A 19,714-nucleotide genomic window follows, 5' to 3' on the forward strand; every position below is an offset into this window, starting at 1 on the left:
AGATATGGAAAAAGCCTATTCTTACCGATTTTACCCAACACCAGAACAAGAGTCGCTATTGCGGCGCACATTGGGCTGTGTAAGATTGGTTTACAATAAAGCTCTCCACGAACGAACACAAGCTTGGTATGAAAAGCAAGAAAGAGTAGGATATGTTCAAACTTCTTCAATGCTAACCGATTGGAAAAAACAAGAAGAATTAAACTTTCTCAATGAAGTAAGCTGTGTACCTTTACAACAAGGGTTAAGACATTTACAAACAGCTTTCACTAACTTCTTTGCTGGTCGTACTAAGTATCCTAACTTTAAGAAAAAACATCAAGGAGGAAGTGCCGAATTTACCAAGTCTGCTTTTAAATTTAAAGACAAACAAATCTATTTAGCTAAATGCACAGAACCTTTACCTATTCGATGGTCAAGACAAATCCCAGAAAGCTGTGAACCAAGCACAGTAACAGTCAGATTGCATCCCTCAGGGCGTTGGCATATTTCAATAAGATTTGATGACCCAACAATTAAGCCATTACCAGTAACAGATAAAGCCATCGGAATTGACTTAGGAATTAGTAGCCTTGTGATTACCAGGGATGGCGATAAGGTATCTAATCCCAAGCATTTTAAAAAGCATTATCGGAGACTGCGAAGAGTATCGAAAAATCTTTCTAGAAAACAGAAAGGGTCAAAAAATCGGGAAAAAGCAAGAATCAAAGTAGCAAGGATTCACGCTCAAATCACCGATAGCAGAAAAGACCATTTACACAAGCTAACCACTCAATTAGTTCGTGAAAACCAAACGATTGTGGTTGAAAACTTAGCCGTCAAGAATATGGTCAAAAACCCGAAATTATCTCAGACAATATCTGATGTAAGTTGGGGAGAAATAACCCGACAGTTAGCCTATAAATGCCGTTGGTATGGGAGAAATTACATCGAAATAGATAGATGGTTTCCTAGCTCTAAAAGGTGTAGTAATTGCGGGTATATTGCTGAGAAAATGCCGTTAAATGTTCGAGAATGGGATTGTCCAGACTGTGGGACACACCATGACCGAGATATTAACGCTAGTAAAAACATTTTGGCCGCAGGGCTTGCGGTGTCAGTCTGTAGAGCGACCATAAGACCAGAACAGAGTAAATCTGTTAAGGCAGGTGCGGAACCCTGCAAGGGAAAGAAGCAGAAACCTAAATCGTGAGGTTTGGGAATCGCCGTCCGTTTTACGGCGGCGAGGATGTCAAAGCAGGAATAGTTTTTTTGTACGCTAAGAAATAATAGCAAGAATTCCCCTGTGGAAAATCTGTGGAAAACCGGAGCTTTTTTCGATCGCTCTTTCTGGGCTAAAATCTATCAATAGCAATAACTTCGCCCATTGCTAGGTTTTTCTGGCAATTCTGAAAAGATTGTGGAAAAATTGTCAAAGTGGAAGGAACCACTCCAGACACAGAGGACACAAAGATTGATCGATCATATAGTAAGTTAAACTTATCACACAGAACCCAGAAGAGCGAGACTTGAGCCGACCAGCGCCTTTCTTAGGGAAAAAATTGCGTAAAATGTAGGCTGGTGATCTTTAAAATGGAACAAGCAGCAGGAAATTAACAAAACAAAACTCCGGGCATTCCCCGAAACCGATAGACTCAAATAGACAAGGAGACAGGATTGGTTAGCACATCTTCGTATCAAACAACAAAATCGAAAGAAATCTTTACAGCCGCTCAAAAATTAATGCCGGGGGGTGTAAGTTCCCCCGTGCGGGCCTTTAAATCCGTCGGTGGTCAACCCATCGTTTTTGAAAGCGTCAAAGGGGCCTATATTCGCGACGTGGACGGTAACGAATACATCGACTATGTGGGAACTTGGGGACCGGCTATCTGTGGTCATGCCCATCCCGAAGTGATTGCCGCCCTGCACCAGGCCCTAGACAAAGGGACCAGTTTTGGCGCTCCCTGTGTCCAGGAAAATATTCTCGCTGAAATGGTGATTGATGCCGTTCCCAGCATTGAAATGGTGCGTTTTGTCAATTCCGGCACCGAAGCCTGTATGTCCGTCCTGCGCTTAATGCGCGCTTTTACCGGCCGGGATAAAATCATCAAATTCGAGGGCTGTTACCACGGTCACGCCGATATGTTCTTGGTTAAAGCTGGCTCTGGTGTAGCCACCCTGGGCCTACCCGACTCGCCGGGGGTTCCCAAAACCACCACTAACAACACTTTAACCGCCCCCTACAATGACCTGGAAGCGGTAAAAGCCCTCTTTGTCGAAAATCCCGACTCTATCGCCGGGATAATTTTAGAGCCAGTGGTGGGTAATGCCGGCTTTATCGTGCCGGATGCTGGCTTTTTAGAGGGATTGCGGGAATTAACTAAGGAATACGGAGCCTTATTAATGTTTGATGAGGTAATGACCGGATTCCGCATCGCCTACGGTGGCGCTCAGGAAAAATTCGGTATTACCCCCGATTTAACCACCCTGGGCAAAGTTATCGGCGGTGGGCTGCCAGTGGGGGCCTACGGCGGTCGGGCCGATATTATGGCGATGGTGGCTCCGGCCGGCCCGATGTACCAAGCGGGAACCTTATCCGGCAACCCTTTGGCCATGACAGCAGGAATTAAAACCCTCGAGTTACTCCAGCGCCCCGGCACCTACCAATATCTCGATAAAGTGACTAAATCCTTAACTGAAGGGCTGCTGAAAGTGGCTAGAGATGCTGGTCATAGCGTTTCTGGAGGTTATATTAGCGCCATGTTCGGAATGTTTTTCACTGGCAACCCCGTGCATAACTATGAAGATGCCAAAAAGGCCGATGTGGCTAAATTTGGTCGTTTTCACCGGGGAATGTTGGAAAGAGGCGTTTATCTAGCTCCTTCCCAGTTTGAAGCTGGTTTTACTTCTTTAGCTCACACAGAGGCCGATATCGAACGGACTTTGGCCGCCGCTAAGGAGGTTTTAGCAAGTTTATAGTTAATGCCGCTTCGACTGGGAAAATCGATTGATAGGGTCCCAAGTATTGATGAGTTGACATCTCCCCGCTTGCAAAAGACGGGGATTCTTATCGGTGAGATCGAGGGCGGTTTTAATACCAAATTTCTAAATCCATGACAGACATCCACGCTCGAATGCTTGCCAAGCTTGCATTCGTTGTGACGCAAATAAAGAAAAATGGTATAACCCTACTCGATCTCGGTAACAATATATTTTAGAAGGCCTGTCTAGTAGGTTTTCTGACTGCTATTTTTCGATTTTATTGGTGAGAGTTCCCACCACATCAATACCGAGGGTTTGATGGACACTGGCGAGGAATTGATTGACGATTTCGGGATAGACTTTGATCAGGGCAGCCAGGGATTTACCATCACCATTATCAACGATATTAACTCGATCGAGGTGTAATCGTTTAGGAATTTTAATCGCCTCCTCCAGGATAGTTTCTAACTGTTGAATCAAGAAAATTGCTTCTGCTTCGCTGCCGGTGTTTTGCCAGACTTCTGCAAATAATTCGTTAACCAAGGCTTCAGCTTTGGCATTTTCTTCAAAAATTGCCGCTTCTCCTCTAGCGCGGAAAGTTTCAGCTTCCTGCTGCGCTTCTGCGGGTAAAACTTGATCTGCTTGGAGACGTAATCTTTCCAATTCTGCTCTGACCTGTTGCAATTTTTCCTCAACTATAGCACGTTTTTCCTTAGCGGCGGCGATAGTTATTTCTTCTTCCGATTTAGCCTGTTGTTCCAGTTTTGCCTTTAACTTTCTCAACTCGTTTTCTTGCTCTAAAATAATAATTTGATCGCGGGTTTTAGCTACGGTTGCCTGTTCCTCACATTCCGCGACTATTTGTTCAGCTTCATTGAGGGCATTTGATTCAGCAATTTCAGCATCACGCATGACTAAAGCGATTCTTTCCCGTCCGAGGGAGTTAAGATAATCCACGTCATCGGCAACATTTTGAATTTTGAGAGTATCAATTTCTAAACCGAGTTTAAACAGGTCTTGACTGACGTTACTGGTAATACTTTCGGCAAATTTTAGGCGATCTTCGTTCACTTGTTCGGGGGTCATTGTTGCGACTACACCCCGCAAGTTTCCTTCTAAAGTTTCCTTAGCTACGCGAATAATTTCTTCTCGATCTCGATCTAAAAAACGTTCGATCGCATTGCCGACTATTTCAGGTTTAGAACTAACTTTCACGTTAGCAATTGCCACTATATTCAGGGGAATATTGCCCTTAGAATAGGCATTTTTAATCTCAATTCTGATCGGGGTTGTGGTGACATCCATGCGTTTAACAGTTTCTAAAATTGGAATACGAATCGCCCGACCCCCTGATACCACTCGATACCCCACATCCTGTCTATCTTTTGATTTGCGTTTTATCCCACTCAGAATTACCACTTCATTGGGTTTACAAATACACAGAAAAGAATTGATAAACCAAACCGCACCGATCCCCAGAAATATCAATAAAGCGACGGGAACACTATTCAATAATAAATTGCCAGCACTGTTATTGTTATTGTTGTCGTATTGGTTGGGATTAATTTGGATGAGATAGGAATTATTTTGACTATTCATAGTTAGTTACCCTTTGGTTTAGAAGAAATTAGAAATCGCCTCTGATATACTTTTCCGCAATGACTAAAACTTTATTGTCCTGGAAATTGAGAATAAATGCTTGATCACCGACATTAAATTGCTCTTCCCCTTCCGTTATCGCTACTATATCGATCAGACTATCCCCGACATTAACTCGTACTTTCCCCTTGCTATTTTTATCGAAGGGGATTTGAACAACTCCGATTAAACCGATGAGAGAGTGATGATCGACGATACTATTTACCTGTTGGTTGTAGCGTCTTAACTTGACTAAAATTAGGAGTAGAATAGCCAAACCAATACCTACCCCTAAGGAAATTAAAACGATTGTGAGCAGTTGAGCATTCATAAGTTTAGTTATTTACCGTTATAGTTGCCCCCAATCTAATTACCGTTAACTAATTCGAGACTTCGGCCATTTCAATCACGCGATCAGCATTATCTTTGACCAAAAAATTTAAAGGTTTATTGCGACGAACTTTATACTTTAAGCGTCGTGATTCCACCCGCATCAGAATTTGTTCTAAACAATCGTGATCAAAGCAAACATGACGATGACGATCCTTATAACCTGCGGTTGCTCCACCAACGATATGCAGTTGGGTATTTTTCTTTAACTGATACCATAAACCCTGGGGTTGATCTCCCAAAGAAGGGTTGGCAGTAGTCACAGCCGGATTACTAGACATATAAAATGGGTCAATCATATTATTGCCCATCGTCTGCTCATAATTGTAATAGTAATGGAGGGGGACATCGGCCGTGGGTAAATTTAAAAGTCCTTCATAAAATTGTCGGGCTGTCTCCAAATCTGTCACCATGATTGTATGAACTTTTGGGGCGCTAGTTAGAAACATCCACATGGCTAAAGCATAAGCGGCCAGAAGCATAACCATAATCCCCTGGGTGGACAGGAGAGTATCAAGGGGTAGGAAAGCGCCGAAGAAAAGATGATTTATCAACACTGATGTGATCCTATTGCCTAAGAATTTCTATCATTCCCTAATTATAATCACGACGCTGAAACTTAAGTGAACAGGGTGGGCAGTAACCAAGTTCCGTACATTTGTATTAAAATGCTCGCCCTGGGATGAATAAATGATCAGATGATGACATTGGGGGGGGGAAATATGAGGAATTAGCGGAGATGAAAGCGTATATTGGAAATAGAGCCATCCCTAGAAAAGTGAGCTACTGTTATGAATTCTTTTGCGCTTCCCGTCTTTCTGCAATCAGGTTTAACCCTACTGGCATTTTTAGTGCTGATTATCCTGATGGCTTAAATCTTAATCCGTCTGTGACTTCGATCGAGCAGGGGACGATCGATAGCTCAGACTAAATCTTGATAGACAGTTAACAGCTGTTCAGCGATCGCTGACCAACTATATTGATTTAAGACTAAATCCCTGGCATTTTTCCCCCTTTGTTGGCGAATTTCAGGATTAGTGATAGCCGTTGCCAAAGTATTAGTTAAATCCTCAAGCTGACAAGCTGTCACCCATCCCGCAGCCGCTGCCGTCACCGCAGGATGCAGATCCACCCGGTCCGAGATCACCACAGGAATTCCGGCAGCCATAGCTTCTGCAACCGCGATGCCAAAATTTTCATAGTAGGAAGGTAAAACAAATAAATCGGCCCTAGCGAGGAGTCTATTTTTGACTTCTCCGGTGACAAATCCAGTAATCGTTGTATCTTTGCCCAATATTGACCGCTCGATCTGATTTTTAATCTGATTTTCGTACTCCCGGTCCTGGGGATTGCTTCCTGCTAAGACAAAATGAAAATCTAGACCATTTTCTAACAACCTTTCTAAACTGGGCAGCAATAAATCTAGACCTTTTTTCGGATCAAGACGGGACATATAGAGAATGATCGGTTTATTTTCGGGAAGCTCAAAACCCTTTACTGGTAAAGCTTGTGGGTTAAAAAAATCTACCCCTAGGGGGATGACAATATCCTTAGTTTTTATATTAAATCTTTCGGCAGTTTGACACTCCTGCTGACTGGTAAAATGAATTGCCGCCGCCGCCGCTAAATTGGGTTTTTCCAGAAAATTGGCATATATTTGTTTAAGTTGCCGTTTTTTTTGCAAATCTGCCGGATCGAGGGTGCCTAGGGGACGGAGAATATAGGGCAGTTGATGATAACGAGCGATCAAAGCTGATATACTGCTCACCGGCGAGAATAAAGCATGAATATGGGCGATATCGTAATCTTTTGCCCTATTAGCCAACCAAGTAAACAGATCAAGGGAAAATTTATAGCGCCGAAAGGGAGAACAGGGAAAATAATAGATTTGATAGCCATTTTGACTAACAGGGACCCCCAAAGGCACATCTAGGGGTGCTTGTCCCGTGTCACCATTGGAATCGGTGGTGATAATAGTCACATCTTGGCCCAGTTGGGCCAAGGCTGCTGACAAACCGAGTACCATTTGACTGGGACCACCGTAAACAAGGGAAATCGAAGGAACAATCTGAAGAATTTTCATCTCTTTGGTGCAAAGGTCAAGACTTGTTAAAATCGATCAAGCCGTTCGCTCAAATTTACCACTTCTGTGGCTCTCATTTATGGTAATCGACTTTCTGCCCTTCACTATCAATATTTCTCCGGCTTTTATTGCCGGTAGCTGTCTCTGGTCTTTAGCATTATATTTGGGGTTAGCTGGGGTACGAAATTGGTTTATAGAAATTTTCTATCGCTGGTTTAATTTTGCCGAGCGTTTCCTCTATACTTCCCTAGAGGAGTTTGAAAAAACTCGCGTCGCCAGGGAATCCCAAAATGCTTTTTATGCCTCTATCTTTAGTATTATTCCCTTTCTCATTCTCGGCGGTTTCTCCGATTGGTTAATTGAGATCAGTTTAGGAAAAAGTTGGCCGATTAGTGTCGGTATTCTCGCTTGTGTTGCCTCCGGTGTCTATGAATTAGGAAGACAGGATGGCAGCGGCAATCAGTAAATTAAGCTGTTAACCATCTCAATTATTACTTAGGACTGCACGGGAGTGGCAAGTTAGTAGATTTTAACCCTTGACTAGCGCTCAATCTTTTCCTTCCAGACGATTTTTATGTTTATTAAGAGTCTTTTGTAGTAAATTCAAAACCTCATTGGCAATCTCAATAACTTCATGGGTTCCAAAACCGGCCTGAGTTAATTCTTTAAAAAAAGCCTTAGCAACAATTTTGGCTAATTTCGGGGGATAAGGATGGACAGCGATCGAATGTTCGGACTGAATTTCTGCTATTTCTCTAGTCACTGCCATAGCCACAAAACGAGATTTTAACATCCCTTGCAAATGAAAAATTTGCAGGGATTGGGCTGCCTGTTGAGCGAATAACTGCAAGATTTCTAAATCTAATGGTTCAAAATGTTTTTTGTCTAGGGGAAAACTGAGATTAATTACTCCAATTATCTGCTGATTGAGGATAATCGGTGCGGCTATAAAACTATTATTATTTGATTTTTTGGGATAAGGGGCTGCACTGGCAAATGATGATCGAGTTATATCCTTAATTAGTAAAGGTTTCCCTGTGGCCGCTACATTGTCGGCAATAGCTTGATCAAGTTTAATTATTTCTTGATCAGCTAAAGGTGATAGCTCATCATAATGGGCAAAAACTTCTAGATAATCGGTAATTTCCCCTTTTAATTCCTGTGGAGAGCTTAACAGGATTAAACAGCGCCGCGCTCGCAATTGATGAGCGCTCATACTAGCTATTTTCCGAAAAATATCTTCGAGATTTTCCTCAACATTCAAGACAAGAGCCAGAGCCGTTATTTTGGGGTTAAAATTATCCATGTATTCAATCACTTATTCAGTCCGAGTTTAGGCTTTTAGGGTAAGGGTGACATTCCCCATCTCCCTGTTTATCTGAGTCTATAGCGTGCCATAGCATCTGATCGAGGGGCTTTTTACTCGCTAACTGATCTATTGTAGATGTAGCCAAAACTTCTGTCTGTCTCTTGTTTTTTGTCTTCCCTCTAGCTACTCTGAGATCTAGTGGGTCAGACCAGTTTAACCTGACTGGAGTCAAAGATGGTGCGTTTTCTCTGGGCAATTTTGGCCGGTGTGGGGATGGGGTTAACAGTAGCGCCGGTTTCTTGGTGGTTACTCGCTTGGATTTCTCTCGTCCCCCTGTGGATGGTTGTGAGATTAGCGGAAAAATCCCTAAAAAAACAGCTTTTATACGGTTTTGGCTGGGGTTTTGCCTACCATGGCCTCGCTTTATTCTGGATCACGGGAATTCACCCGATGACGTGGATGGGTGTCCCCTGGTTAGCGAGTTTGTCAATTGCTCTGTTTTGTTGGTTGTTTATCACTTTTTGGGGAACGGCGATCGTGCTAACTTGGACGTTAGTTATGTTTTATGTCAACAAAAGTGTTAATCAGTCATCTTTTCGCGATGCTCTCCTACGGGTTTTCATCGGCACTGCCCTCTGGTGTGGGTTAGAATTTCTCTGGAGTCAATCCCCTCTCTGGTGGACTACCCTTGCTTATAGTCAAAGTCCCCATAATTTATTGATTCTGCAATTGGGCAAATTATCGGGTTTTACGACGGTAACGGCGGCAATTGTGGCAGTTAACGGTTTAATTGCCGAAAGCTTGCTCCTAATCCGTCAATCGCGGCAAAATCTCGCTTTTCTCTCTTTACCCCTCCTCATTTGTTTTAGCCTCCATCTCTGGGGATGGAACACCTACCATAAACCGATCGAAAAGTCAAGGGATTTAGGGATAAAAATTGGCGTAATTCAGGGCAATATTCCCAACACAATTAAACTTTCACCCCTGGGATTTCAAAAGGCGATCGAAGGTTACACCTCTGGTTATCAAATTCTCGCCGCTCAAGGAGTAGATGCCGTCTTAACTCCTGAAACCGCTTTACCCTATTATTGGGAGAACTTAGTCAATAATAGCTCGATTTATTCGGCAATTTTAGCCAAAAAAACGCCGATCTGGTTGGGTGCATTTGGCAAGGTGGACAAGGGTTATAACAATAGTCTCTTGACCATTGATGGCGAGGGACGGGTGATTAGTCGGTATGATAAAGTAATTCTCGTGCCTTTAGGCGAATACGTTCCTTTTCAGGAAATTTTGGGCGGAATTGTTGATCGCCTTTCTCCCTTGCAAGCGCACTTAATCCCGGGAGATCCCGATCAAATTATTAACAGTCCTTTCGGTAAAATAATTGTGGGCATTTGTTACGAATCGGCTTTTTCCGAACATTTTCGCCGTCAAACTGCTAGGGGAGGCGAATTTATCATTACTGCTTCTAATAACGCCCATTATAGCCACGCCATGCCCGCTCAACACCACGCTCAGGATACCATGCGAGCGATCGAAACCGATCGATGGATGGCCCGGGCCACCAATACAGGTTATTCTGCTTTTGTCGATCCCCACGGTAATCACCTTTGGCTATCGGATTTGGATAAATATCAAATTCATAGCGAAACAATTTATCGACGGGATACGAGGACTTTATATGTGCGCTGGGGAGATTGGTTAACTAAAGTTTTAATTATTACTGCCGGACTAGCTTGGCTCTGGAGAGCTTGGGATTAAGGTGAAAGTGCTATACTTTTTCGTGAATAAACTGTATAAATAACCTAAGTTTTTGCTGCAATGAAAGAGCAATTTGTCAAGTGGTTGAATAGAATCTTAATATTTGATGTGTTTTTAGTGATAGCGGGTTTTCTCTGGTTTGCCGTGGCTGTTATCGGTGAATCCACAGGAATTCCCCTAGGATTTAAACTTTTTCAGCGTCTTTGGCTGCCCCTATTCAATCCTGCTATTAGTATTTTAATTGCGGGGGCGATTTTAAGCTGGGCAATTAATAAAATACAAGAACGCTTGTCCCCTAAATAGGGTTTGCTTAATTCAGTTATCAGTTATCAGTTATCAGTTATCAGTTATCAGTTATCAGTTATCAGTTATCAGTTATCAGTTATCAGTTATCAGTTCACTGTTTACTGAAAAAACTCCCCTACTTCCCCGCTCTCCTATAGTTTTTGGCTCTTCGTTACTTGGTATGGTTCGATAGGGGGGCATAAATTGACTAAATCCTTACCTGGCAAGAGACTTAATTGATGAGTTCGCTTTAGATGAAAAACAATTGACAAAAATCGCCAAATGCCTTTCTACATAAGGGTTACATCCCCTATAACCCCAGTCCATTGCATAACACAAACCGAAGAGCCTAGTTTTTAAAGTCGTCTTTGCCAAGCAACAACTAATTTAATTTCCTCATAACTATAATTATCTCCCAGATTTTCTTTGAGAGTTTTCAGGGATTGAACGCCAACTTTTTTAATCGCTAAACAAATATATTCCTGTTTATTCTTAGGAACTAACTGATTAATATCAATTTCGTAACCAGCTTCCAGCAATTTAGCTAAATGTTCATAGATGGTTGAGACTTTTAAGCTTCTTTTGCGAGCGATTTCTTCCGCATTCAAACCATCTTGATAGTATTGGAGAGTGAGGAATTGAGTAGAGGGAAGACTATCCTGACAAAAATCATTAATTGCCGCTATAAATATATCCCCATACTGTTGAACTTTGCTTTGTACTACTCCAGAAATTTGACGAAACTGCTCTAAACTCCGGGGTTTTGATTGGGCCATCAAACGCAGACTAGAATCATGGAAAATAACGTAGGGAGGAACCCCTTGACTATCAGCAATTTTTTTCCGCAGTTGTCGCAAGCGATCGAATAATAAATCACTTTCCATCGTATTGGGATTGTCGTCTCCCAAGATTGGACCGTTAGCTTTTTGGGGGACGGCAATAAACACGGAACGCTGTTTCCGCATCACTTCCCAACTATGTTGATTAAGTTTCAAGATTCTAAAATTGTCTTCTGTTTCTATCAGTAGATTTTGCTGGACAAGGGAACGACTTAAACGTTTCCACTCCCCGAGAGTTTTATCCTTACCGATGCCATAAGTGGATAATAAATGATGTTGATATTGGGTGATTCTTTCACCTTTTCCTCCCCTAAGTACGTTGATTATGTGCATCATACCGAATTTTTGTCCCGTCCGCGCCACACAGGATAAAAATTTTTGTGCTTCGATTGTCCAATCCTCAGAATTGTTCCCATTCCGACAGTTATCACAGTTACCACAGTTACCCGCAAAACTTTCTCCAAAGTAGCCTAGTACACTTGATCTTCTACATTCAGTCCCTTCAGCATAATCTAACACCTGTCGCAATTGTTGACGAGCTTTCTGTTGTTCATTTTGCTCAGTTTTTTGGTTAATAAAATACTCAATTTTTCTGGCATCGGCAAAGCTAAAAAAGAGGGTACATTTAGCCGGTTCGCCGTCCCTACCCGCACGGCCCGATTCTTGATAATATCCCTCTAAATTGCGGGGTAAATCATAATGAACGACAAAGCGCACATCCGGTTTATTAATCCCCATACCAAAGGCAATTGTCGCCACCATAATCTGCACATCATCCCGAATAAAACGGGTTTGATTTTCGCTTCTTTCCTGATCGTTCATACCAGCATGATAAGGTAGGGCATTAATACCATCTTTTTGTAACTGTTCGGCAACTTGATCGACGGTTTTGCGGCTGATACAATAAACAATGCCAGACCCTTTTTGTCCTTTAATATATTGATACAATTGCTGATAAGATTTACTGGTTTTAGCTCGAACTTCATAATAAAGATTAGGACGATTAAAACTAGCAATATGAATGGAAGCATCTCGCAATCCTAATTGTTGAATAATATCTTCCCTAACCTGTTGGGTAGCGGTGGCAGTTAAAGCCAGAATTGGCACGGAGGGAAAGCGTTGACGGACTTGTTTAATTTGTCGATATTCAGGGCGAAAATCATGACCCCAATCGGAGACACAGTGAGCTTCATCCACCGCTAAACAGGCTAAACCGAGGTAATTATCAATAACAGCTAAAAAATCTAAAAAACTAGGCGATAATAATCTTTCTGGGGCGACATATAACAGTTTAATTTTTCCTTGCAGGATTGAAGATTCTCTGTCTCTGACTTGTTTCGCGTTTAAAGTGCTATTGAGAAATGTTGCCCCGATGCCATTATCAGCTAAAGCAGTTACTTGATCCTGCATTAAAGCAATTAGAGGAGAAACCACCACCGTCACCCCTTTTTTGATTAAAGCAGGTAGCTGAAAACAGAGAGATTTACCGCCTCCAGTGGGCATAATTACTAATAAATCCTGATTATTTAAAGCAGCCTCAATTATTTGGCGTTGATTCGGTCGAAATTGATCGTAGCCAAAGTGATATTTTAAGACTTTTTCTAAAGAGTCAATTGCAGCCATTGAGCAAGGGGAAAAATATTTTTATAGTAGTTATTTTAGGGTTAGGGATTTAAGTAATCAGTGATCGTTAATCAGTAAAAAGAAAGCTGATAGCCAAAACAACTGACCTTAAGATTGTCTCACCTGATCGGGAACACCAACAAAGGAGAGATTGGCTAATTTTTTCAGATTTTGACAGCGCAATAACTCGTTAAAATTGAGACTCGATCGCCCTTCAATTTCAGCTATAGTTTCAATAGCCGATAATAAACTTTTAGCGGCCTCGGTTTCCGTGTAACCGCGTCTAACGGCCACTTTTATGGCTGCTTCATCCGCGTCTAATTCCCGTTGGGGGCTGCGTTTTTCCCGCCAAATCCGGTTAATTGCCAGGGCAGTTAAACCCCCCGCTACTGCCATACCGACGGCATCGGTTTGCAGGGTTTCCACGGTTAAACCGATCATACCAGCCAGAGCAATTACTCGATCGAGATCGGGTTTAAACCATTTTACTGCCGTTAAAACACAGACAGCCCTTAACAAGACTAAATCCCGTTGGGATCTTGATAATTGCCGCCAGAGGTCAAAATTAATTGGAATCGGTCTGACTCCTCTTTGCCAGGGTAGGGGAAAATTAGTTTCGATTACCTTGCTGCTTTCGGGTTTGCTGACAATGCGCGTCATCATCCGTCCCGAAGCAGGCATGAGGTCTAGTAAATGACTAATCTCGTTGTCTTGGTTCATCGATCGCCGGTCAATAGTCTTCGATCATTGAGTATAATCGCTTTCTGAGTTAATATCTCTTTTCCGACAATTTTCTCAACAAAACCGCGTGAGTACCTACCGTTCGGCTTTGAGGGATTCGATGCCCCGAAAATCGCCAATAAATTCCTGCATCTTCCTCAAAATCCTCATGTTTTGATTATTATTGAGGGGATGAAACCAGTCCTGACCGGATCTTGCCAACTCCAGGTAAAACCCGAACCGGTGGGCGCTATCGAGGCGACACTGAAGGCGTTTGCGGAAGCTTGGGAGTAGGTTAACGGGACGGTGAAGCCGAACCTGATGAACGAACTGGCGATACAGTCGCTACTTTCTACGTTCTGAAAATTAGTTAATTGACCAGATGAAAATAATCGGTAAAACCCCATACCTTCAGCAAACCCTAATTAAAGAAATAGTTAAATCCTGATAAAAATCCTCTTGTTTTAACTCCACTTTTGATTGAGAAGCGAGTAAAAGTAAAGCCCAAAAAATCGCCACCTTTTCCTGTGTTGCCGAGTGACTAGAGGGTTTTTCCCCTTGCCATAAATCTAATAAATACTCAAACTCTATCTCATTTTTCTCTAATTGAAAAAACTTTCTCTGCAAAAAAAAGTCCAGTTCCGCTGCCAACTCCGTCAGGTTTTCTTGGTGGGCCAATTCCGTGATAATTTGTACCGCTTCCCGTCGGGATTGTGGCCGGGGTTTCGGGACAACTACAGGCAGTTTTGGTAAAGCTTCAATCTCTAGGGCAATCTGTTGTAATTGAGTGATTAACTCCTGCAAAGTTACCCGTCTTTTTCGCGGTGGTGGGGCAGCAGTACGACGGCGAATATGATTTTCTAGATAACGGGGTAAAGTTCTTAATTCCCGTTCTAACTCGCTAATTTCCTCATCAATCAGACTTTCTTCTTGCTGTTCCAAAGACAATCTTTCTAGGGTATCAGCCTTAAATAAAACTAACATAGAAGCCCATAAAAAAGCCTGTCCCGATTGGGGTAAATTAGCCTGGGCCATGGCTAAATCTAGATCATTTAATAACCCCAATTCCGCCAAAAAGCGATCGATCACATCAATAACCTGCACATCCCAGGGGTCAATTTCTCCCTGTTCCGCCATTTCTAACAGAGATTCGATCGCGTCACTAGCTGAGGTGATAGTCATGATTCTAGAATCTTGTAGGATCTCAAAGGATAGAATTTAGCAAGCAAAACCATGGACATATCGATCGCTGACCTGCGTTTGGACTACAATCTTGAAGAATTGCTAGAGTCCGAAACATCTGCCGATCCTTTCATTGTATTTAAACAATGGCTAGAACGGGCAGTATCTTCGGGAAGATTAGAACCCAACGCTATGACTTTAGCCACTATTTCCCCGGAGGGCAAACCCCGGGCCCGCATGGTACTGTTAAAAGACTTCGATCCTCGCGGTTTTGTTCTCTTTACCAACTACCAAAGCGCCAAAGGACAGGAATTAATCGCTAATCCCAATGCGGCCCTAGTGTTTTGGTGGGGAGAATTGCAACGGCAAATTAGGATCGAGGGAACTGTAGAAAAAATCAGCGAGGAGGAATCGGATAATTACTTTTTTGTCCGTCCCTGGGAATCTCGTTTAGGGGCCTGGGCCTCCAATCAAAGTGAAGTGATTTCCGGGCGAGATATACTCGAAAAACGCCTGGCAGAACTAAAAGAAGAATATGCGGGTCGTGAAGTTCCCCGTCCTCCTCATTGGGGCGGATTTCGCCTAATTCCTAGTTTAATCGAGTTCTGGCAAGGTCGCCCCAGTCGTCTCCACGATCGTCTCTGTTATTATCGTCAAGAAGATGGTAGTTGGCAAAGGCAACGTTTAGCTCCTTAGTTTTATTTTGACACCTTGTATTAGCAAAATAGCTCGATGCTAATTCAATTTGTCATTTTAGTCTTGAGATAATATTAGGTCGATGTCTTTTCCCAACCCGCGCTTACCTTAGCGATTGGGTTGGGCTATTATATCAATTGGATAAAGGCAATCTCTCTGCCCTAAAGTTTCAGAAAAACGATAGAATTGAAAGGGTTTTTGTTTGCATCCTTCAAAAATAACTAGAGAATTATGGACATCAATAAAGTTGGACTTCGAGAAACCTTAGAAGCATTGCGGGTTGAACTGAGTAAATCTATTTTAGCCTCTGAGGGTGAGCAGATTCGCTTTGAAGTGGGTAACATTGAATTAGAGGTTCAATTTGTGGTTGAGCAGTCGAAAGAAGGCAAAGGTGGGCTGAAATTTTGGGTAGTAGAAATGGGTGGGGGTGTCACCAATAAAGATACGATAACCCATAGAATTAAAATTCCTTTAAGCTTTTGCCAATAGTGGATAAGAGATATACAATAAAAGAGGTGATCACCCCAAAAGAATCTTTTCTAAAGAGGTAATCAATTAATGAGCGATAACAAAAATAATGTTGGTGGTGTTGTGGCTATTCTGACTGCGGCTGCACCATTTATTGTTGCGGTGACTGGACTAATATCTGTACTTAAGCCATCACCTGTTCCTTCTCCCAAAGCAGAACCCCAGAAAACAAACGTTTCTCCTCGTCAAGTTCACTCGGAGTCTCCAGCGTCAAAAGTTACATTTTCTTGTGGAGAAAGTGAATACAATGGGAAAAGTTTTCCTGCAACAATTGCAACGGGTGATGAATCGATTCCAATTATTCTTTGGAAGCTAGATAATAATTATTTTGGTGATAATTGGCCACCGCTAAAAAGGTGTGAGGAAGTTTCTCGGCGATTCCAAAGAATTTATGATCGTGATGGCTTAAAACGTTTAGTTGCCACATTAGAAACGTGGGTTCCCAATAAGGAAGTGCCTGTAATCTGTGCTGTTAAATCAGAAAATTCAGTTTGCCATGAGAAGGATTTATTAATTACTTTAGAATCGAAAGATAACCCTGATGATGTTCTAAAAGAGCTATTAAATCGCCACAAATTACCTAGTCAAGAGCCTCCTGTTTTAAGGGGAGAAAAACCACCTAAGACTTTTGCGGAAGGAAAACGAGTTTTTTATGATATTTCTTCAATTATTCCTTCACCAAAATCTAAAAAGAATACCGAAAAAAGTTCGGAAAAACCTGCTTGGTAAGAATAATTCTGAATTTTATTACTCATTCAAATATATTTGAAAATTTTCTGTGGCAAATTATGAAACTCCATAAATTGACAAGCCTTGTCTTTGTTTCTATTTGTATCGCTATATCATTGCCATTTGGATGTTCTTTGACGTTGGCACAGACGACAAAGGAAATGCAAGACATTATAAAAAAGCCATTACCTATGTTCGCAGAAGGTACGGGTCAATTTCAAACGATAGATACCAATAATCCTGAGACTATTAAGCTTATTGAAGAAGGAATTAAACGCGCAGAGTATAAATTATCTGTATATGAAAAAACTTCAGATTTAGGGTTAACAGAAAATATGCTTTACTGGCTATGTGACTTTAATATCAGATTGTCAGACCTTGTTACTAGACACAAAGAGATTGTAAAGTATTGTTCTAAGTATTTTAGACTATTTAGAGTTGGTAATAACGCATTAAATGAGAGCATATATTATTCAGATAAAGAAATAGTATTGATCAAATCATTAGACAAAATAGGAAAAAAGAAAGAGTCAATTTCACTTATCAAGAAACTTATTACAGGGTATAAAAATGGTATCAATATTCAATTAAATTCACTGAATAAAACTGGGTACTATTCTGGAGGCATCCGTAGTTTAGATATAGGTGGTTTGGTAATGGTCATTAATGATCTTAATTTAATGTTAGCTAACAATACTCATTCCCTCAAAGATTACAAGTATGCCTTAAATGATTTTAAGGATATGAATAGTAAATATAAAAAATATCTTTCACAAAATTTTTATAGATATATTTATTTTCCTACTTCTTCACTTTCCGCACAAGAAGGAACAATATTAACTGGATTGGGTGACTTTAAGAACGCAGAAAAGAAATTTGATCAATCATTTGAAAATCTTCCTTTTGAGTCTTTATCTCGTCTTAAGGATTATGAAAATGTTTTAATCAAGCAAAAGAAATATGAAAAAGCACTAGAAATATCTGATTTGGGGCGTTCTCTCAATCTACTCCGTAATTGGGGTGATTCCGCTCTTTCAGAAGAACAAAGACAAGAACAGTTAAAAAATGAACCCAGAATGACTATTGATGACTTTAAAAAGATAGCAAAAGTCAAAAATACAACCATTGTCGAATACTCATTACATGAAGATGATAAACTTTTAATCTGGGTAGTTACTCCTGATAGCAATGTTTATTTTCGCCAGGTAAATTTATCTAACAAGACAGCGAAAATAGCATTTAACCAAGATAACCTATCGTCAGTTTTATCTATCGAGCGGAATTTTCTCAATTTATTCATTTTTAATTTTATAGTTACAATATTGGTTTTGCTGATTTTTGCCAAATCTCAAAATAAAAAATTAGCGATTCTTTTTTGGGGAGTAATTTTAGTTTTAAATACTGTCGGGTGTCAGAACCAAAAACAATCACAATTTGCTCAATCTCAAATTGACAACATTCCCTCTCTAAAAGATTTAATTCAAGTTAATTATGGACTAATTAATCAAGAAAATGGAAGAACAGATATACCCCAAATTATTACTTCTTTGTCAAATAAATATTGTCAAAAATCTATTGAATGTTTACAAAAATTAAATCAAGTATTGATTGAACCAATAGCAGATATATTGCCAACAAATCCTGATGATCATGTGGTATTTATTCCAGATAGTCAATTATTGAAAGTTCCCTTTGCTGCGTTAAGAGATACTCAAGGGAAATACTTGATCGAAAAACATACTATCTATTACGCGCCTTCAATCAAAATTTTAAAAATGCTTCATAATGAGGCTTATGTAAAAGCATCAATATCGGCAATAACTGAAAAGTATAGAAAGTATAGTCAGAAAGCTCCTCTTATCGTAGGCAATCCTATCATGCCGACCATTAAATTACCTGCTATTGATGAAAGTCGTCAAGAATATGGTGAAATTCGTAATATTAAACCTCAAAAACTTGGGCAGTTAAAAGGAACAGAAAATGAAGCTAGGGAAATTGCCAAGATTTATCAAACAGAACCGTTAATTGGAAAAGATGCGACAGGAGAAGTTGTCCTTAAAAAAATGCAGAATGCCGACATTATTCATCTTGCCACTCATGGATTTTATACTTCTATGGGGAATTCGGTATTAGCCTTAACTCCTTCCCGTCCTTCCTGTGTAGGAGATGGCCCTATGGATTGCGACTTCTATAATTTAGAAGATGGGTTTTTGGATTCCTCTTCCATTTTTAATCCTAAAACTACTTTCAAGGCACAATTGGTCGTTTTAAGTGCTTGTGAAACAGGTTTAGCTGGATTGGGTGATTATCGTAGTTCTAGTTTCATTAATGAATTTATGAGAAAAGGAGTGCCTAGTATTGTAGTCTCTTTGTGGAAAATTCCTGACTCACCATCTGACGAGTTAATGATCAATTTTCATAAAAATCTTCAGAATGATCCAGACAAAGCCAAAGCATTACGGCAAGCAATGTTAAACACCATGAAAAAACATGAAAATCCCGGCTTATGGTCTGCTTTCGTTTTATTTGGAGAAGCAGAAAAACCAACTAATGCTTTAGATTAATCACTTTAGTCCCTTTAATCCTTCATTTTGGGGGAGAGGTCGCATTAAGAGAAGTGTATCAAAGTATTAAGGATGTTAGTCGGTGGTGGAAATAATTACCCTTATGATGTATAATCATAGACCGTAGCGGATAAGGTATTCAACCGCTCTAAAAACCTAGCTATCTAATCGATAGGCGCACCTTGAAAACTAGAGTTATAGGGTTCCATAAAGGATTGCTTTTATGGGTAAAAGCTCTAAGCATCAAGTACCAGAGAAACCAATTATTTTAGAGGTTTTGAACTGTATCGTAGGGCATACGAGAACAGGCTTCTGTAAGGTCGCGAAAGTCTGAGGAGAGACTCGCCTCTGGGTTAGATACCGCAAGGGGTCTGATTTAAGCGAACTCGTTGAGCCAGAAATTCTA

The 19,714-nt window shown here is 40.9% G+C and carries 17 protein-coding genes; 9 read left to right on the forward strand and 8 right to left on the reverse strand.

What is annotated here, in order from left to right; all coding sequences use genetic code 11:
* Positions 1 to 4: 4 nt before the first annotated feature.
* Both IQ224_RS00060 and hemL read left to right on the forward strand, forming a co-directional pair.
* Positions 5 to 1,192 carry an RNA-guided endonuclease TnpB family protein gene (locus IQ224_RS00060; protein WP_194032332.1) on the forward strand — a complete coding sequence of 396 codons (1,188 nt, stop codon included), beginning with the start codon at positions 5 to 7 and terminating at the stop codon, positions 1,190 to 1,192.
* 464 nt (positions 1,193 to 1,656) lie between these two features.
* Positions 1,657 to 2,958 carry a glutamate-1-semialdehyde 2,1-aminomutase gene (hemL, locus tag IQ224_RS00065; RefSeq protein ID WP_194032322.1) on the forward strand — a complete coding sequence of 434 codons (1,302 nt, stop codon included), beginning with the start codon at positions 1,657 to 1,659 and terminating at the stop codon, positions 2,956 to 2,958.
* 267 nt (positions 2,959 to 3,225) lie between these two features.
* Here hemL and IQ224_RS00070 read toward each other — a convergent pair whose 3' ends face one another.
* The 4 genes from IQ224_RS00070 to hpsP all read right to left on the reverse strand — a co-directional run bounded on the left by IQ224_RS00070 (position 3,226) and on the right by hpsP (position 7,072).
* Positions 3,226 to 4,560, reverse strand: coding sequence for a flotillin family protein (locus IQ224_RS00070; RefSeq protein WP_194032323.1), 1,335 nt, complete (start codon positions 4,558 to 4,560; stop codon positions 3,226 to 3,228).
* 28 nt (positions 4,561 to 4,588) lie between these two features.
* Positions 4,589 to 4,930: a hypothetical protein gene (locus IQ224_RS00075; protein ID WP_194032324.1), complete on the reverse strand. Its 342-nt coding sequence runs from the start codon at positions 4,928 to 4,930 to the stop codon at positions 4,589 to 4,591.
* 49 nt (positions 4,931 to 4,979) lie between these two features.
* On the reverse strand, positions 4,980 to 5,546 hold the full coding sequence (locus IQ224_RS00080; RefSeq protein WP_016517333.1) for a glyoxalase-like domain protein: 567 nt from the start codon (positions 5,544 to 5,546) through the stop codon (positions 4,980 to 4,982).
* Between the two features lie 365 nt (positions 5,547 to 5,911).
* On the reverse strand, positions 5,912 to 7,072 hold the full coding sequence (hpsP, locus tag IQ224_RS00085; protein ID WP_194032325.1) for a hormogonium polysaccharide biosynthesis glycosyltransferase HpsP: 1,161 nt from the start codon (positions 7,070 to 7,072) through the stop codon (positions 5,912 to 5,914).
* A 79-nt stretch (positions 7,073 to 7,151) separates the two neighbouring features.
* Between hpsP and IQ224_RS00090 the strand changes: the two genes are divergently transcribed.
* Positions 7,152 to 7,538, forward strand: coding sequence for a hypothetical protein (locus IQ224_RS00090; RefSeq protein WP_002739650.1), 387 nt, complete (start codon positions 7,152 to 7,154; stop codon positions 7,536 to 7,538).
* An 81-nt stretch (positions 7,539 to 7,619) separates the two neighbouring features.
* Here IQ224_RS00090 and IQ224_RS00095 read toward each other — a convergent pair whose 3' ends face one another.
* Positions 7,620 to 8,378 (reverse strand): GAF domain-containing protein, encoded by a 759-nt coding sequence (locus IQ224_RS00095; RefSeq protein ID WP_194032326.1) that lies wholly within the window; start codon positions 8,376 to 8,378, stop codon positions 7,620 to 7,622.
* A gap of 237 nt (positions 8,379 to 8,615) precedes the next feature.
* On the opposite strand from IQ224_RS00095, the gene lnt reads away from it, so the two are divergent.
* Together lnt and IQ224_RS00105 are read left to right on the forward strand one after the other, a co-directional pair.
* Positions 8,616 to 10,142 carry an apolipoprotein N-acyltransferase gene (gene lnt, locus IQ224_RS00100; RefSeq protein ID WP_194032327.1) on the forward strand — a complete coding sequence of 509 codons (1,527 nt, stop codon included), beginning with the start codon at positions 8,616 to 8,618 and terminating at the stop codon, positions 10,140 to 10,142.
* Positions 10,143 to 10,202: 60 nt separating this feature from the next.
* A complete protein-coding gene (locus IQ224_RS00105) occupies positions 10,203 to 10,445 on the forward strand; it encodes a hypothetical protein (protein ID WP_002740130.1) in 243 nt (80 codons plus the stop codon).
* A gap of 338 nt (positions 10,446 to 10,783) precedes the next feature.
* Here the strand turns inward: IQ224_RS00105 and recQ are convergent, their stop codons facing one another.
* From recQ to IQ224_RS00120, 3 genes are all read right to left on the reverse strand, one after another.
* A complete protein-coding gene (gene recQ, locus IQ224_RS00110; RefSeq protein WP_194032328.1) occupies positions 10,784 to 12,889 on the reverse strand; it encodes a DNA helicase RecQ in 2,106 nt (701 codons plus the stop codon).
* A 108-nt stretch (positions 12,890 to 12,997) separates the two neighbouring features.
* On the reverse strand, positions 12,998 to 13,609 hold the full coding sequence (locus tag IQ224_RS00115) for a DUF3318 domain-containing protein (RefSeq protein WP_194032329.1): 612 nt from the start codon (positions 13,607 to 13,609) through the stop codon (positions 12,998 to 13,000).
* 411 nt (positions 13,610 to 14,020) lie between these two features.
* Positions 14,021 to 14,791 carry a segregation/condensation protein A gene (locus IQ224_RS00120; RefSeq protein ID WP_002770439.1) on the reverse strand — a complete coding sequence of 257 codons (771 nt, stop codon included), beginning with the start codon at positions 14,789 to 14,791 and terminating at the stop codon, positions 14,021 to 14,023.
* A gap of 51 nt (positions 14,792 to 14,842) precedes the next feature.
* On the opposite strand from IQ224_RS00120, the gene pdxH reads away from it, so the two are divergent.
* From pdxH to IQ224_RS00140, 4 genes are all read left to right on the forward strand, one after another.
* Positions 14,843 to 15,487, forward strand: a complete 645-nt coding sequence (gene pdxH / locus IQ224_RS00125; RefSeq protein WP_002787824.1) for a pyridoxamine 5'-phosphate oxidase — start codon at positions 14,843 to 14,845, stop codon at positions 15,485 to 15,487.
* Positions 15,488 to 15,718: 231 nt separating this feature from the next.
* Positions 15,719 to 15,976 carry a trypco2 family protein gene (locus IQ224_RS00130; protein WP_002748273.1) on the forward strand — a complete coding sequence of 86 codons (258 nt, stop codon included), beginning with the start codon at positions 15,719 to 15,721 and terminating at the stop codon, positions 15,974 to 15,976.
* 69 nt (positions 15,977 to 16,045) lie between these two features.
* Positions 16,046 to 16,744, forward strand: coding sequence for a COP23 domain-containing protein (locus IQ224_RS00135; RefSeq protein WP_002748275.1), 699 nt, complete (start codon positions 16,046 to 16,048; stop codon positions 16,742 to 16,744).
* A gap of 59 nt (positions 16,745 to 16,803) precedes the next feature.
* Positions 16,804 to 19,308 carry a CHAT domain-containing protein gene (locus tag IQ224_RS00140; protein ID WP_194032330.1) on the forward strand — a complete coding sequence of 835 codons (2,505 nt, stop codon included), beginning with the start codon at positions 16,804 to 16,806 and terminating at the stop codon, positions 19,306 to 19,308.
* The last annotated feature ends 406 nt before the right edge of the window (positions 19,309 to 19,714 follow it).

It is taken from the genome of Microcystis sp. LEGE 00066 (assembly GCF_015207925.1).
Classification (GTDB): Bacteria; Cyanobacteriota; Cyanobacteriia; order Cyanobacteriales; family Microcystaceae; genus Microcystis; species Microcystis ichthyoblabe_A.